The organism is Prevotella sp. P2-180, from assembly GCF_002251435.1.
GTDB lineage: Bacteria > Bacteroidota > Bacteroidia > Bacteroidales > Bacteroidaceae > Prevotella.
On the sequence record NZ_NPJI01000110.1, the window covers coordinates 195,928 to 212,300 of the forward strand.

The window sequence follows — 16,373 nt, forward strand, 5'->3', positions numbered from 1 at the left end:
TAATTATCTTCTATTCCTGTTTTCTTGTCTTTTTCAGCTGGCGTGAAATGTTCTCCACTTCTTCTGTCGTAAGAGGATAGAAGTTTACGCAAATGATGCTGAGGAGAGCAACACAACAAGGAACGAATGTCATGAGATACCAAAGATAGTCTACTACTTCGGCAGGTTGCGTAACGCTGACACCTGCCTGCGGCTGTACATAGCCTACGGCGGCAAGAAGCCACATGACAGAGGCACCGCCTACTGCACCGCCAAACTTCTGTGCCATGGAGGCACTGGAGAAGATGAGTCCTGTGGAAGCGGTGTTGAACTTAAGCTCTGCATAGTCGGACACGTCGGCATACATACTCCAAATAAGAGGAGAGATGATGCCGGTGAAGATAGAAATGAGCACCTGCATCAACATCATGCCCCAAAGGCCTGCTACCGTATTTGCCGGCATAAAGAAGAACAGCACACTGAGTACTGCCAGTGCAATATTTGAATAGATGAAGGTGGCCTTTTTGCCAAAACGCTTAGCGATGGGTACAGTAAGTGCTACACCAATCATGTTGCTCACCTCGCCTACGCTGAGGAACAGTCCTGCATAGAATAATATTGAAAGTCCGAAGAAAGGCAGGCTCACGTCGCCGTCGACACAGATGACGTAGGTGAAGAAGTACGCCACCACCGAACCACGCACCGTATTGAAGAGGTTGCTGCCGAGGGCTGCACCGATGAGTATCCACCAAGGGCGGTTTTGGAGCAACGAGGAGAAGTCGCTGCCGATGCTAACCTTGCTCTCGCTCTTGATATGTTCGCGGGTGAGGGCAAAACAGAGCAGGAACAGGACAAGACATGCCGAGGCAATTGCCACCATGGCAAACTGTGTGCCAGCGGCTTTTGACCCGTCAAACATTGGAGTGAACATGTTGCAGAGCGGTTCCCATGCTGAAAGTGCGATAAACGAGCCGCCATAGGCGAAGAACATTCTGAATGACGAGAATACAGTCTTCTCGTTAGTATCTGATGTCATGACTCCAAGCATAGAGCCGTAAGGCACGTTGATGCCTGTGTATACGGTCATCATAAGGATGTAGGTCACGTATGCCCATACAAGTTTTGCGGCATATCCCCAGTCAGGTGTGGTGAACAGCAAGATACCGCAGATGGAGAACGGAGCTGCTATCCAAAGAAGATATGGGCGGTATTTTCCCCAGCGTGTCTTTGTACGGTCGGCGATGATTCCCATCATCGGGTCGCTTACTCCGTCCCAGATTCTTGTCACAAGCATTAATATTCCGGCATCTACAAGGCTTAGCCCAAAGATGTCGCTATAGAAAATAGGAAGATAATATGAAAAGATCTTCCAAAACATCGACGAAGACATGTCGCCGAATCCATAACCGATTTTCTCACTTAATTTAGCCATAATGATTTTTTAATGTTGAATGTTGAAGATTGAAAATTGAATATTGAATTGCTGCGCCAGGAAACAGTGCGCAGCAATTCAATTTTCAACTTTCAATTTTCCAAGTTCTTCTTTATTAGTTTCTTTATTGTTTCTACGCTCTCACCTGTGGTATAGCCATCGGCGGGAGTATTCATGCAGTAGTCTATCAGTCGGTCAATGGATGATGTAGCTACGTGCATACGTGTGTCTGACGATCCGTAGTATATGAACACCTTTCCGTCTTCGTCTGCAATCCAGCCATTGGCAAATACCACGTTCATCACGTCGCCGATATATTCACCGCCCTCAGGCACCATGAAGTAGCCGCCGGGTTGTGCAATGACACGTGTGGGATCGTCGAGAGCTGTCATATACATATATAAAACGTATCTCAAGCCGCTGGCGCATCCGCGTACTCCGTGTGCCAGGTGGAGCCATCCCTTAGGTGTCTTTATAGGATGAGGTCCTTCACCATTCTTAACTTCCATGATGGTATGGTAGTGGCGTGCATTGATGATTTTTTCCTCGGTAATCTCTGCATTAGTGATGTCGTCGACTAGTGCCCAGCCGATGCCGCCGCCTGAACCAGTGTCGATGAATCCGTCCTGTGGGCGGGTATAGAAAGCATACTTGCCGTCGACAAACTCAGGATGGAGCACCACGTTGCGTTGCTGGCTCTTTGTCTTCAGGTCAGGCAGACGTTCCCAGTTGACGAGGTCCTTAGTGCGTGCGATGGCGGCAGTGGCGGTAGCTGCAGAGAGGTCGCCCGGCTGTGAGTCGTCGTGACGCTCGGCACAGAAGACGCCATACACCCATCCGTCCTCGTGGGCTGTGAGTCGCATGTCATAGATATTTGTAGCGGGAATAGTATCTTCGGGCATGGTGATGGGCTCTGGCCAGAAGCGGAAGTTGTCAACACCGTTAGGACTTTCTGCCACGGCGAAGAAACTCTTGCGGTCGGCGCCTTCAACTCTCACTACAAGAACATATTTTCCGTTCCACTTGATTGCACCGGAGTTAAGGGTAGCGTTCATCATGATACGCTGCATGAGATATGGGTTGTCCTTCTCGTTGAAGTCATATCTCCATTCTAATGGAGTATGCTCAGCTGTGAGGATAGGGTTTTCATACTTTTCATAGATACCATTGCCGTATGGTAGAGGGTTGTTTTTTCTGCTTAGAAGAACCTCATGATGTGCTCGTAGGCTCTTCACCTTTTCTTGAAAATTATTCATAATGTCTTTTTATATTTGTTATTTCATTTTTTTTATGTCTTTATTCATAAGTATGCGCTTGTTCTTGCAGAGCTTCTTGAAGTCCTTGGCTGTAGGCAGGTTGGGAGCAGAGGCATACACTTCCTTTGGATTGTCCCATGCGTTACGCCAAAGAAGGGCGTAGCATAGTTTATATTCCTCAAGAACTGGCAGTAGTGTCTCGGTAAACCACTTTGGGTGCGACACTGTCTTATTGCCGGTTTCGGTCAGGGCAACCAGTTTGTTATGCTTTTCACCCACAATCTTCATCACGTCGAATTCTTTGCGCAGATCGCCTTGATATACGGAGTCAGCCGCCATCTGATAAACGTCGATGCCTATCAAGTCAACATATTCGTCGCCGGGATAATACTTCATGAAGTTCTCCTCGCTTTCGTTGCTTGCGAGGTTGGGAGAATATCCCCACACAAGGTTGTCGCACACTTTTTCAGAAATACGCTTGTGAGTGTACTGATACAGTTGTCGGTATTCTTCTGGGGTGCAATCCGAGGCTCCCCACCAGAACCATCCTCCGTTCATCTCGTGCCAAGGTCGGAAAAGTACGGGGATAACATCTCCGTTCTTGTCTTTCAACGACATTATGAATGATGCCACCTTGTCGAGCCATTTATTGAATTTTGGATTCAGTGCTCCGCCAGGAAGGATTGCCGTTACGGCATTGCCAGCAGGTTTAAACCAAGCGTCCTTTCCGTTGGTGGGATTGAAGGGATGCCAGCTAATGGCCACTATTCCCCCTCTTTCGTAATGATTCACTATTTCCTTGTGTATGCGTTCAAACGGCACCTTGTCAAGATTCTTGTCCCATCCGAGTTCAAGTCCGCCAAGGTCAAACTCCATAATTGCGGGATAGTCGCCTGCCGTTTCAAGTATATCACTGCGTCCCTCTTCCCATTTCCATGTGGTTCCATAGACTGGGTCGTCGTGATGTCCGAGCATTATGCCCTTCTCCTGAATCTTTTCAAGTCGTTTCAGAAGTTCACTCCTTAATGACGCTGCTGCATTGGCCACAATGGCAAATACAGCTAAAAACAAAATTATCTTTTTCATTCTTCACTGACTTCGTCGATGTCTGGCTTCACCTCAGCATAGCTCGAGCGAGCTCGGCTCTGCGTTCAGTTTGCGCAGCCATTCTTCATTCTTCACTCTTCATTCTTCATTCTTCATTCTTCACTCTTCATTCTTCATTCTTCATTCTTCATTCTTCATTTTTTTAATTCCTTCAATAGCCAAGCCACCCACTCGTCCCACTGCTCCTGATACCAGAAGTGTGCGGTTTGCTGATAAAGACTCATTTCCTTTGGGGCAGTTACTGTGTTGTATGTAGCCCATGCTGATGTTGGGGGCACTACCTCGTCGTTGTATCCGAAAGAGAACCATCCCTTGCACTTGATGCGTTTGGCGAAGTTGATGCCATCGAAATAGCCGGAGTTCTTCACCTTCTTCTCGTCGCGGGTTTTGTCGTAGTAGAAATAATGAGGCCAACCGCAAGCCTGTCCGTGGAGTGAGGCAGTATGATCGCACATGGCGGCATGTACCGCGCCATAGCATGTGACCCTACTGTCGAGTGCCGCGCAAACCAAGGATAGCATACCACCCTGACTGCTTCCGGTGACACCGAGGTTCTTGCCGTCCCATTCTGGTAGTGATGCTATATAGTCGATAGAACGGATGGCACCTGTGAAGATGCGTTTGTAAGGCATTTTTTCGCGATTGTCGAGATTGGCTTCCCAATACCCGTTGAGCGCACCGTTGTGTAGGCGGTCATAAACAACTTGGTTCATGGTCACTGGTATGCCGTGAATTCCTATTTCAAGAGTGATTACACCTTGTGATGCCATCCACACATCGCCTCCATAGGGACGGCAACCCGCTCCGGGTACACGAAGCAATGCAGGATATTTACCAGGCTTCACTGGCATACAGAGGATGCCGTATATCTTACTGCCCCATGCATTGTTGTTGTAGTTTACTTCATACACGTTGACATCCTTGGTGCATCTTTCGGGAAGGAGCTCGAGGTGCGGGTCAAGGTCCACCTTTCGTGCTTCGGCTAGAGTGTTGCTCCAGAACTCGTCGAAGTCGGCTGGGCATTCAGCCCATGGCTTAATTTTCTCAGGAGAGAAAGCCGCGGCGCAAGTGTTGCTGTATTTCTTTCCACCAATGGTGGCGCTTACATTCACGCGATAGAATCCAGGAGTGTTCATCTTGCCTTTAAGAGTCATTTCCCCGTTTTTCAGCGTAGCCTTTTTCTTGCCTCCCACGGGATACATCTCCGGTCCTTGTTCATATTCCACTTCCACATTCTCGATCGGAGTGTTTGAGCGCAATATGCGAACGGTGAATACAGCCGTTTCTCCTACCTTATAGTTCCAATCGTTATGATTGGGAGCTATTGTAACATTGATGTTGTTTCCCCTTATCTGAGCCTCAATGGCTACGGTGAAAAGTAGGGAAAGCAGTAATAAGCAAGTTTTCCTCATACTAATTATTAGTTGTATTATGTTTTAAGTTCTTCAGGTTGATGTTGGTAATAAAATGATGGTTCAAGCCTTTGTCTGAAGAGAGGGGACAAACACTTTTGCCCCCTTTGTTCTCTTACCTAACTACTAACTATAAACCTAATCAAATATATTCCGTGTTAATGCAATTTGTCAGCAGAACATAATGATTTGTTCTTTTTGACGGTGCAAAGTTAGCATTATTTTTTGAAATTATATGATACTATTTTATCAAAATAGAGCACTATTTTAGTTTTTTGTCAAACAATACGTTAATTAGCTCTTTTATTTTGCTTTTTTTGTCTTACTTACCTACAAATATCCTACCATAATATGGAATAATTGCAATTTTTCCTCTCACTTAATCTTCTCAAAAACAAATAATTGTATTATTCACACTATATCATTGCAAAATAAAGCAAAGTGGAGGGCAGTAATGATACTACCCTCCACTATCACTATACTATTTTAATATGAACATCATTATTACTTCCATGAAGGAAGTTCGTCGCGCGAGATGACATACTTGGAGTTCATCTGCGCATTGAAGAATGCGTCATCATTGTATGGTGCGTACATGAAGTCGCCATTCCACGGCATAAACCAACTCCACATATCACCACCTTGCATCATGTTGCCAATCTCGGGTACAGCACCACATTCGCTGAGCGTTATAATCTTCTTTCCGTTTGTTAGGTTGTAAAGAGCATCGAAATCGCTGATGAGAGAGAAGTGATACTTAGATGCGTCATTCTCATAATAGTCGCGTCCGATGATATCCACATATTCGTCGCCAGGATAGTAATCCTTGTCCTTGCCATCGGATGTCCATACCCATATAAGGTTGTTAACTCCTTTAGCCTTGAATGTATCAAACATCAGTTTCCATAGTTTCTTATACTGTGCCGCACCATCATTGCCCCACCAGAACCATGCTGTTCCGCCTTCATACTGATAGCGGTTGCCAGCAGCCTCGTGTAGTGGTCTCCACAATACCGATATACCCTTTGCCTGAAGGTCGAGCAGATAGTCGGCCACAACGTCGAGATGCTTCAGGGCAAGAGTGTTTTCCCACTTGCCGCTACGTACTGCATTCTTGCATGAGAACGGAGTATAAGACTTGCCTTCCTCACTAACATAGAAGTGGTATTTTTCGGGGTTGTTGATGTCTGCCTCTGTCTCTGGCATGTTCCAGTGCCACATAATGGATACTATACCATTGCCGTTTGCCCAGTTTTCCACAGGTGTGGTGTCGGTATAGTCAATCCAGTTGGCATTGCCCAGTGGTTTGCTCCAATGGAGGAAGAGATAGTCGAAGCAGGCAATGGCAGGATACTTGCCGGTGCGGTTGAATAAATCTTCGGCTGTGGATGTACCCCAACCTCTGTCTTCGTTGGAAGACGCTGTAGCCGAGAGCACGGTCTTGCCAAACTGTGACTTGAGGAACTGATAGAGCTTCACTGTCCCCTCGGTTGCATCGGGATTCACAGGCATATCGGCAATGTCAAATCTACTGATGTCAAATGTGTTGACAGGAGCTGTGGAGAACGAGAAAGAGAAATCGGAGGCGAAATTATAGCCTTCATCTCTCACGGTGGGTTTCATCACGGTCACCTTGTACGTGGTGTTACCCTTGGTGTCGTAGGTGAAGATGAGCTTGTTGCCCTCCACTGTAACAGCCGAGTCGGCCACGTATGAATCATTTATCTTGATGCTGGCATGCGGTGTACTGAAGATGGGTTTGTCATATTCTATGGTAAACACCTTGATGGTGTCGAGGTCGGTAGCACCATCCTGTGGGCTCACACTCACCACTACAGGAGCAACACCCTGACCACGGTCGGGCTGGTAGTTGGCATTGTTGTCGCTGTTCTCGGGATCGGAGCACGACACTGCCATACCCATTGCTACCAAAGCCATTATGCTAAAAAATATTTTCTTCATATCTTTCTGTTGTTTTTATCAGATTAATATTCTGCGGGTTCTATGCGGAACTGTCCGAAACTGTGGTCAATCTGCCAGTCTTCGTTAGAGTTGGGCTGGCATACAAACTCAAGACTTACCCACTGGTCGGGTTCTGTAGGCAGCACAGAACCTCCGAGGCAGTCAACGAGAGGCAGTGATATTGTTTGCCACTCTCCGTAGGTGTTGTTAAGACCATCGCTCACGGGGTCCCACTGGTTGCGTGTAGCTCCTCCATTTAGTGTAATCATATATCCTCCGTTGCGACTTCCTGCCTTACCATTGTCGCCATAGTTATAAAACGGTTTGGAGGATGCTGTGCACACCTCAAACTTGAGTACGTACTTTTCGGGGTTGGCAGATGCGTCAAGCCAGCGCCAGTTGCAACCCATACCAGTTGAGTTCCAGCTCCATGAACCGATAATTGACGATGAGAGATCCTGATTTTTCTGCAGACGGATAAACTGATAACCAAGGCATTTCGGGTCGCCACTGTTACCGCCCCATGTGAGCTGACTCTTCAGCCAGTCGTTCCACCATCCGAGGTCGCCCTCCATGCTGCTGAACATCAGTTGGTCGCTCATTCTATAAGGAATGGTCTTGGTTTTGCGTCCGTCCATACCGTCCCATTCGAATGTGATGAGCGAGTTGTCGGGAGCATCCTTCGGAATGAGAATACCCATATATGTCTCCGTGATGGAGTCGGTGGGAATAACTTCACTATACCCCAAATCGTCGTTGTGGATAGTGATAGTTGCAGTGTTCAGTTCTTCATCCTTGGAGAAACCATAGAGGTCGAAGTAGTCGCCCATCACTTGCACTTTGTCCCCCTGTAGCGTAAACTCGTTCTTGAGTCCGTCGAGCTGAAGGTTGGGGATGTTTACAGGGAAATCCACCGTCACAGTGCCCTGCTCAGTGGTGTAAACCAACTTGTTGGTCACCTCCTCGGGAATCTTTCTCGGGATGGTCACATTGCAGAAGTCGCGTTCAGCGTATGCTGCATGGCGCACATCCACCTCAAGTCCGTTGAATGATATACTCTTCACATGGCTCAGGTTTTTACCCTTAATCTTTATCATCTGGTTGAGCACACCACCAGTGATAGCCTGCGGAGTCTCCGACACATCCTGAGCGTCATAGATAGCCTCTATGACTGGTGCGCCGTCACAGGAGTAGGGGTCGTATGACGGGATATTCACCACATCGCTGCACGAAGCCATTGCCATGACAGTCATCAGTGCGATTCCCGCTCTCTTTAAATATATTGCTTTCATATTAATACCTTAATTTATATTATATATGTGATTAGTTCCATCCAGGGTTGTTCTCCTTAATGGCATCGTTGGCAGAGATTTCGTCGGCTGGGATAGGGTAGAGCAGGTTGCGCTCTGTACGGTTCTTGTTGATACCCGAGTCGTCGAAGCCTCCGATGGCGTTCATAGCGTCGAGATAGATACCCCAACGTATGAGATCCCAGCGGCGGTCGCCCTCGCAAGCCAACTCCTTGGCTCTCTCCTCAATGATAGAGCTGCGCAGGGAGTTCTTGCCAGGATTAGCATCCATCAGATGGGCATTGCTGCGCTGGCGCACTTGGTTGAGATACTTGATGGCATCTTCTGGCTGGTCTGTTTCGTTGAGAGCCTCTGACAGACAGAGCAATACGTCGGCATATCTCAGGAATGGCCACTGTGCGTCGGTATAGTCGGATGCACTGTTCTTGCAGTCCTCATATTTAGTGGTAAAGGCGAGACATTCCGAAGATGTGTTATTCTGGAAGTTATATCCCATATCCTTGTATTTCTGCTCCTGTTCATCGGGCACATAATTGCCATATAGGTCATATCCAGTGACGCGGGCACGCCATGCCTGGGGATAATAGAATGCGCCGTTGTAGCTTTCCTGATAGTAGTAGCGCCATACGTGGCGAACACCGTCGAGTATGCGAAGGTCGCTGTCGTCAAAGAGGGCATACCAGTTGTAGGTGCATCCCACCCAACCTCCGGAGTAGATAAACTCCGAGCTGGCACTTGCTTTATATCCGCTATAAAAGGTATGAACCTGGTTACGGTACTTTGTGTCGCCGTCGAGACACTCCACAGCCCACATAAACTCAGGAGCCTGACGGTTGGACGATTTCCACAGGTCGGCATAGTCGCTCAGATAATAGTTTCCATATTCACCAGCTACCAGTTTCTTGCCCCATTCTATAGCCTTGGCATAAAGCTCGGCTGAGTTGAGGTTCTCATATCCGCTCACAACCTGCTTTTTCAATGTGACGGCAGCAGGAGTGTTGCATACCTGGATGTCCTTTTGGCTCAGCTGGTCGAACACAGTGCGATATGGTTCACCTGTGCGGATGGTGATTGGAGTCTCGGCAGGCATTGCGGCTGAAGCCATGGTGCAATATACCTTCACAAGGAGTCCGGCAGCCGAACCGGCAGCCACATGTCCCTTCTGGTATCCGGCATCGTCAATCTTGTACATCTTGGATGCGGCATCCTCAAGCAATGAGATAATCTTCTCATACACCTCAGCCACTGGCATACGCGGGTCGTTGTATGAACCGCTCACAGTGACGTCGGTCTCCTTGAATGGCACTGGACCGTAGGCTCTAACGAGAAGGAAATATGCAAATGCTTTCTGAAATTCCATCTCGCCGATAGCATTGTTCTTATATTCATCGCTTACGTTGCCCATGGCCTGTATATAACGTATGGCCTTGTTGGCGTCGTTGATGAGGTTGTAAGGACCTTTCCACATCTTGTCGAGCGAACTCTCACCCTGGAAGTCGCCTGCACCAAGGTGGGCTAACAGCCAGTCTGGACCGGAGATATAGTCGCAGTCTAGCTCGAGCACGCGTGGGAACTCTCCCCAGCACATCATGTCGTAGAGCCAGTTGCTATATACACCTGTCACCCATTGGTCAACGGCTTCCTTGGAGTCGCCAAGGTTCTCCGGACCTATGAAACTTTCGGGGTCTGTGGTAAGCCAGTCGTTGCAAGATGTGGTCATCATTGCACTGCCACCCAACAGCATAGCCGAAATCAGTATTTTGTTTATTTTCATATTATATTCAAAATTATATTAATAACTTCATTCTTCACTCTTCATTCTTCACTCTTCATTCTTCACTCTTCATTCTTCACTCTTCATTTAAAAAGTAAGTCCCAATCCGAATGTGAATGTTCTCGAAGAAGGATAAGAATAGATATCCACACCGCGGCGAGAAGAGTCGCTACCAAAGGCGTTAACTTCGGGGTCATACCAGCTGTAGTTGCTGATAGTGAACACGTTGGTGGCGGTGAAGCTCAGCAGCACTTGCTCTATTCCAGGAATAGGACGAGGCAGGCGATAGTTGAGGGTGATATTCTTCAGTTTGAGATATGAACCATCCTCCACATATCGGTCGCTGAGTAGGAATGTACGGTTATAACCTGCAGTTGCCTTAGGCCATGCTGCATTCTCGTAGTTGTCGGCTGTCCAGCGGCTGTTATATACGTCGGTGGGGATATTACCGATATTGGCAACACTGACATCCATTAGGTTACCGTTGAAGATATCGTTGCCTACAGAGCCTTGGAGCAGGAAACTCAGAGAGAGGTTCTTCCATGAGATATTGTTGGTGAGACCAAAGGTGAAATCTGGGTTGGTGTCACCAATGATGGTGCGGTCGGCCTCTGTAATTGCACCATCGCCGTTAAGGTCGCGATACTTGATTTCTCCCACCTTCGACAGTACTACAGCATCCTTGGCTGTTGTGTATTGCGGGTCGGCTCTAACTTCTTGGATGTTATTGTAGAATCCGTCCTCCACATATCCGTAGATTGCACCGATAGGACAACCGTTGCGCTGGATGAAGATATTGTCGGCACCATACCAGAGTGTGCGAGCAAACTGGTCGCCCTCAAGACCTCCGATGGAGTTCTTGTTGAATGCGATGTTACCGTTGAGGTTCCACTTCCAGTCATTGCTGTCAATTGGTGTTGCACCGATGGTGATCTCAAGACCCTTGTTTGTCACATTACCAGTGTTGGTGAGCATGTTTGAGAATCCGTTTGATGGAGCGATAATCACTTCCTGCAGCAGGTCGCGGGTCTTCTTCCAATAGAAATCCACTGTAAGGGTAAGGCGGTTCTTAAACCATCCGAAGTCGATACCGGCATTCCACTGCTTGGTGGTCTCCCACTTGATGTTCGGATCGACAGGACCGCGCCATGCTATATCGGCGGCACCCGATGAGAGTGAACCTCCGAATGGGAAGTTTGCAGTGTCGAGCTGTGAGTTGATGCGGTATGAACCAATACCCTGGTTACCTGTCTCACCATAGCTTACACGGAACTTCAGGTTGCTGAAGATATTCAGGTCCTTGATAAACTGTTCCTCTGATGCACGCCAAGCGAGTGCTCCTGAGAGGAAGGTTGCCCACTTGTTCTCGTCGGTAAATTTCGAGCTACCGTCCGAACGGAAACTTGCTGTAAGGATATACTTGTCGGCAAGAGTATAGTTGACACGTCCGAGGAATGAGGCAAGACGCTGCTGTCCCTTGTCGCCCGAGAGTGTAGCCTTGTCGAGAGCGCGACTCATGTCGTTGGCACCTGTGAGGTCATCGGGGAAGTTGGTTGCCACCTGCTGGTCGTTGGCCCAATTGCTGCTTTCGAGTGTGAAGGCACCCATCACATTCACATGGTGTATCTTGGCAAAGGTGTTGTCGTAGGTGAGGATTGACTCAGCGGTGAGGCTCTTCCATGTGTTGTGTCCCACACTGGCCTTACCGTTGATTGGAGTCTTTCCTTCCTGTGTCTCACGTCCGTAGTAGCTCTTGCGGTCCTGCACGTTGTATCCAAGACCGAGGTTCTGACGGAATGTGAAATTCTTCAGGAACTTTATCTGCACGAATGAGCTGCTGAAATAATTCGAGCCGTTCAATTGGTCGATGGCACTGCGCACGTATGCACCGGGATTGGCAGCGAGCCAGTTGAGCTCGTCGGCAGTAGTGGTGTCCATATTAGGACCGTATGTCGGCGGGAAGAGAAGTGCCGAGCGCACAACACCGGTGTTGAAGCTCAGTGTGTTGGCGAAGTCGGTGGTAGAAGAGGTGAAACTCTGGTTGGTTCCCACCTCAAGCCAGTCGGTCACCCTGCGAGAGATATTGGCACGCAATGAATAACGCTTATAGCCCGAGTTCTTGATGATACCTTCCTGGTCGGCATAGTTGCCCGAGAAGCTGTAGTAGCCACGGTCGTCACCGCCGCTCACATTAATATTATAATCCTGCTGGAATGCATTCTGGAAGATTTCGTCTTGCCAGTCGGCAGTACCGAGCTGTGTGGCGTTTCCGTATTCGTCATAGAACCATCCTCCGTTGCGGTAGTCCTCCGGTGCACCGGTGTATTTACCAGTGTTGTAGTTGGGTTGACCGTCGGTATAGTACTGATAACCCCATGTTCCGGGATAAGGCAGAGTGTTTGACTTCGAACCATTGTAGTAGCGGTCGTTTAGATTCTGCTCGTTGATATAGGTGGCATAAGTCACTGGGTCGAGCATGTCAATCTTCTTTGAGATGTTCTGCCATCCCCATGTGGCGTTGAATTCCACCTTCGGCTTACCGGCCTTACCCTTCTTTGTCTGGATAAGAACGACACCGTTGGCACCACGCGAACCATAGATGGCTGTGGCTGAGGCATCTTTCAGTACCTCAATCGACTCAATGTCGTGGGGGTTGATGAAGCTCAGCGGGTTAGACTGCTGCTCGTTGGTGGTGGCACCGTTAGATGGTGTACTGCCCGACTCGAATGGCACACCGTCAACAATAAATAAAGGCTGCGAACTGGTAGAGAATGAGTTGGTACCACGCACCACGATACTCATACCTCCGCCTGGGGCACCGTCGCTTTGCTGGATGTTGACACCTGCAATCTTACCTTGCATACCATGTGCAATGTCAATCGAACCGCCTTTCATCATGTCCTCACCCTTGAGTTGGGAGAGAGCACCCGAGAGGTCGCTCTTCTTCATCTGTCCATAACCCACAACAACCACCTCGTCCATCATCTTGGAGTCTTCCTTGAGTTTGACAGTGATGTTGTTACGTCCAGACACATTGATGGTCTGGCTTTGATAACCAACGCTTGACACCACAACATGGGTCTTGCCCTTGGGCACATTCAGGGTGAAGTTGCCGTCGAAGTCGGCTACACATCCCACGGAAGTGCCCTTCACCATGATTGTCGCACCGATGAGCGGTTCGCCGAGGGTGGCGTCGAGCACCTTACCCTTGAGCGTTGTCTGCGCCATGAGTGTCATGCTAGTTATGAGTGCTAAGAATAGCAATGCAATTTTTCTCATACTTTATGTTATTTGAATTAATAATAAATTGTTATTTGCTTTACATTTATTTAGTGGTATAATGATTGTAATAAGTATGGTGCAAAGGTACGCAAAAACATCCATACTTAATGATATTATTTTGCTGATTTTTGATACTATATATTATATTATTTGCTTTTTTTGCGTAAAAGCTGTACTTTTTATTAAAAATACAGTGTATATTTACCACTTAAATGATACTTTTTCAATATTGTATCAAACTATACATATTCTTTTTATTTAACATAATGTATTGTGGAATGGTAATTAAAAATGGGTGGAATCATGCGATTCCACCCATTTATTTGATATTTAATAATACCTTATTGTATATTATTTCATGTACTTCTTGCCGTTCATGATATACATCTTGGCACCATTACCAACACGCTGACCAGCGAAGTTGTAGCGAACGTTGTTCTGAGCCTTAGGAGCAGCAATCATGTTGCTGATGCCAGTGGCAATATACTCCTCAAGGTAGGCGTTTGTGCAAACCATAGCATTCTTAAGTACATACTTAGAGCCAGCAGGTCCCTGGATGTAAATCTGCTTAACGCTATTCTTAGAGGTAGAGAGAGGGCATTTTACATTAGTAGCTCCTGCCTCAAATAAGCCTTCGTCACCATTACTTGTACCATCATTGTACTCAATAACAATTTTTCCATTAGCAGCTGTAGCTTCTAATTCTAAGTAGAAATAATCAAAGTCTGAATAATCTACATCACCAAGCCACCAGCCCTTTCCTGACCAGTCGTCTCCGATAGTTACAGTCTTGGTATCTGCATCATATGTACTATCACCCCATCCAGAGCCAAGGTCATTAAGGGAAAGATTTGCGTATGTCGGCTTGTTGCCCTCCAATGCTGCCTTATATTCTTCTTCTGTAGCAAAGTATGCATCAGTTATAACCATTTCACCTGCTGAACCTGGATCCTGCAAAGCTATCTGTGCCAGTTTGTCAGAACGGTCAGCATCAAGTTCTATACCGATAGCTCCACCTGTAGGGATTGGGTTCACCTTTACTGTCGTTGAGTTATAATTAGCACCCCACTGACCCCATGTTCCATCGCAGTTATACTGTACGATGGCTTGCATTGATGCACATGTGGCTGAACTATATTCAATAACGATATAGTCATAATTAGATGCGTCATAGTAAACCACCTCAGAGTCATCAGCCTTATCTGTGCCAACTTGTGTAGGTTGGCCTTGAGCAAGGTTAGAAATAGAATTCCATGACCAACCACCGAATGTTAATGTACCAGGTGTGAATCCAGGAATAGTTTCCTTTGCACTTACTGTCAAAGCGCAGAGCGCAGCTGCTACAATAGTAAATAATTTTTTCATAATCTTTAAATTTTTAATTAGTGTATAATTCTTGTTATGTTATTCGGTTGCAAAGGTACGCATAAATTTTGAAATGCATTGATACTATCTTGCTTTATTTTGATACTTTTAAAGCGGATGGTATTAATTCTGAATGTTTTAACATATTTTCTTGAAAAATTAATAGTGTAATTTTTCCACTCAACCAATACTATTTTATCCAATGCTGACACTATTGTGGTATTTGCTTGGATAATTAAAAATTATGTTTTATCTTTGCACCACCTTATTAATAATTATATAACAAAATCAAGTATGAAAAAAATTATTCTATCATTGGCGATGGCGGCAGCCATTGTCTCGTGCAACAGCTCAAAGACTGTTGACGACCCATTAGCTGAGAGCGGACGCACTCAACGCACTGAGAATCTACTTGCCAATCTGCGCAAGATATCCGCCAATGGCTATCTCATAGGTCATCAAGATGACCCCGTATATGGAGTGGGATGGGTAGGCGACAGTTGCCGCTCTGATGTGAAGAGCGTGTGCAACGACTATCCCGCCTTGATAGGCTTCGACCTCGGACATCTCGAACTGGGCGATTCGGTAAACCTCGACGGAGTGCCCTTTAACCGAATGCGCGAAGAGATAATACGCCAATATGACCGTGGCGGTATGGTGACACTGAGCTGGCATCTCGACAATCCTCTTACCAGAGGTTCGGCATGGGTGAAGCCCGACTCGCTCACCGACCAAGAGAAACAGACCGTAGCCTCGGTGCTCGAAGGCGGCGAGTGTCATGAGAAATTCCTCGGTTGGCTTGACACTCTTGCCTCTTTCCTCAACTCTCTTGAGACTCCATACGGTGTAAAAGTGCCAGTGCTTTTCCGTCCGTGGCATGAGCATACAGGAAGCTGGTTCTGGTGGGGACAGAATCTCTGTACCGCCGACCAGTATAAGGCCCTGTGGAAGCTTACAGAAGACCGCCTGAAGGAGAAGGGAGTCAACAATGTGCTATATGCTTATTCTCCTGGAACTGAATTTGCTGGCGATGCCGATAAATACCTCGAGCGCTGGCCTGGCGATGGGATGGTGGACGTGATAGGTTTCGATACATATTGCACCAACAATCCCGAGGACACTACAGCCATCAACAATTATCGCAATGGTCTCGATCTTGGTCTTAAGACCATCTGCGAGATTGCCAAGCAGCATAATGTAGTGCCTGCGCTGAGTGAGACAGGTATGGAGAGTCTGGGTATGGAAAACTGGTGGACTGAAGTGCTTATGCCGGTGCTCAACAAGTATCCCATAGCTTACGTCCTCCTTTGGCGTAACGCCCACGACAAGCCCGGCCATTTCTACATGCCTTATCCCGGACAGAAAACCGTAAGCGATTTCGTCAAGTTCTACAATGACAAGCGCACCCTTTTTGTCAAGGATATAAATGGTTTGTATCTGCAAGTAAATTAATCTTGCATTAAAAATCAAGGGTCAGCCCTTACATGTATAAAG

General features: G+C 47.1%; 10 protein-coding genes. 1 reads left to right on the top strand and 9 read right to left on the bottom strand.

Going from position 1 to position 16,373, the window contains the following annotated elements; genetic code table 11:
* Positions 1–10: 10 nt before the first annotated feature.
* The 9 genes from CIK98_RS16050 to CIK98_RS16095 form a co-directional block, all read right to left on the bottom strand.
* Complete coding sequence (locus tag CIK98_RS16050; protein WP_094386028.1) at positions 11–1,411, bottom strand: MFS transporter; 1,401 nt, start codon at positions 1,409–1,411, stop codon at positions 11–13.
* Between the two features lie 92 nt (positions 1,412–1,503).
* Complete coding sequence (locus CIK98_RS16055) at positions 1,504–2,667, bottom strand: glycosidase (protein ID WP_094386030.1); 1,164 nt, start codon at positions 2,665–2,667, stop codon at positions 1,504–1,506.
* 18 nt (positions 2,668–2,685) lie between these two features.
* Positions 2,686–3,753, bottom strand: coding sequence for a glycoside hydrolase family 26 protein (locus tag CIK98_RS16060; RefSeq protein WP_094386032.1), 1,068 nt, complete (start codon positions 3,751–3,753; stop codon positions 2,686–2,688).
* A gap of 155 nt (positions 3,754–3,908) precedes the next feature.
* The gene (locus CIK98_RS16065) at positions 3,909–5,186 is read right to left on the bottom strand and encodes an acetylxylan esterase (protein ID WP_094386033.1); all 1,278 of its coding nucleotides are present in this window, start codon (positions 5,184–5,186) and stop codon (positions 3,909–3,911) included.
* Between the two features lie 504 nt (positions 5,187–5,690).
* Positions 5,691–7,148, bottom strand: a complete 1,458-nt coding sequence (locus tag CIK98_RS16070; RefSeq protein WP_094386035.1) for a glycosyl hydrolase — start codon at positions 7,146–7,148, stop codon at positions 5,691–5,693.
* 23 nt (positions 7,149–7,171) lie between these two features.
* Positions 7,172–8,440: a glycan-binding surface protein gene (locus tag CIK98_RS16075; protein ID WP_141210573.1), complete on the bottom strand. Its 1,269-nt coding sequence runs from the start codon at positions 8,438–8,440 to the stop codon at positions 7,172–7,174.
* Between the two features lie 31 nt (positions 8,441–8,471).
* A complete protein-coding gene (locus tag CIK98_RS16080; RefSeq protein ID WP_094386039.1) occupies positions 8,472–10,232 on the bottom strand; it encodes a RagB/SusD family nutrient uptake outer membrane protein in 1,761 nt (586 codons plus the stop codon).
* Positions 10,233–10,319: 87 nt separating this feature from the next.
* A complete protein-coding gene (locus CIK98_RS16085) occupies positions 10,320–13,511 on the bottom strand; it encodes a TonB-dependent receptor (protein ID WP_094386041.1) in 3,192 nt (1,063 codons plus the stop codon).
* 354 nt (positions 13,512–13,865) lie between these two features.
* Positions 13,866–14,879: a hypothetical protein gene (locus CIK98_RS16095; RefSeq protein WP_141210574.1), complete on the bottom strand. Its 1,014-nt coding sequence runs from the start codon at positions 14,877–14,879 to the stop codon at positions 13,866–13,868.
* Between the two features lie 294 nt (positions 14,880–15,173).
* Here CIK98_RS16095 and CIK98_RS16100 point away from each other — a divergent pair, with 294 nt between their 5' ends.
* Positions 15,174–16,331 carry a glycosyl hydrolase gene (locus CIK98_RS16100; RefSeq protein WP_094386047.1) on the top strand — a complete coding sequence of 386 codons (1,158 nt, stop codon included), beginning with the start codon at positions 15,174–15,176 and terminating at the stop codon, positions 16,329–16,331.
* Positions 16,332–16,373: the final 42 nt, after the last annotated feature.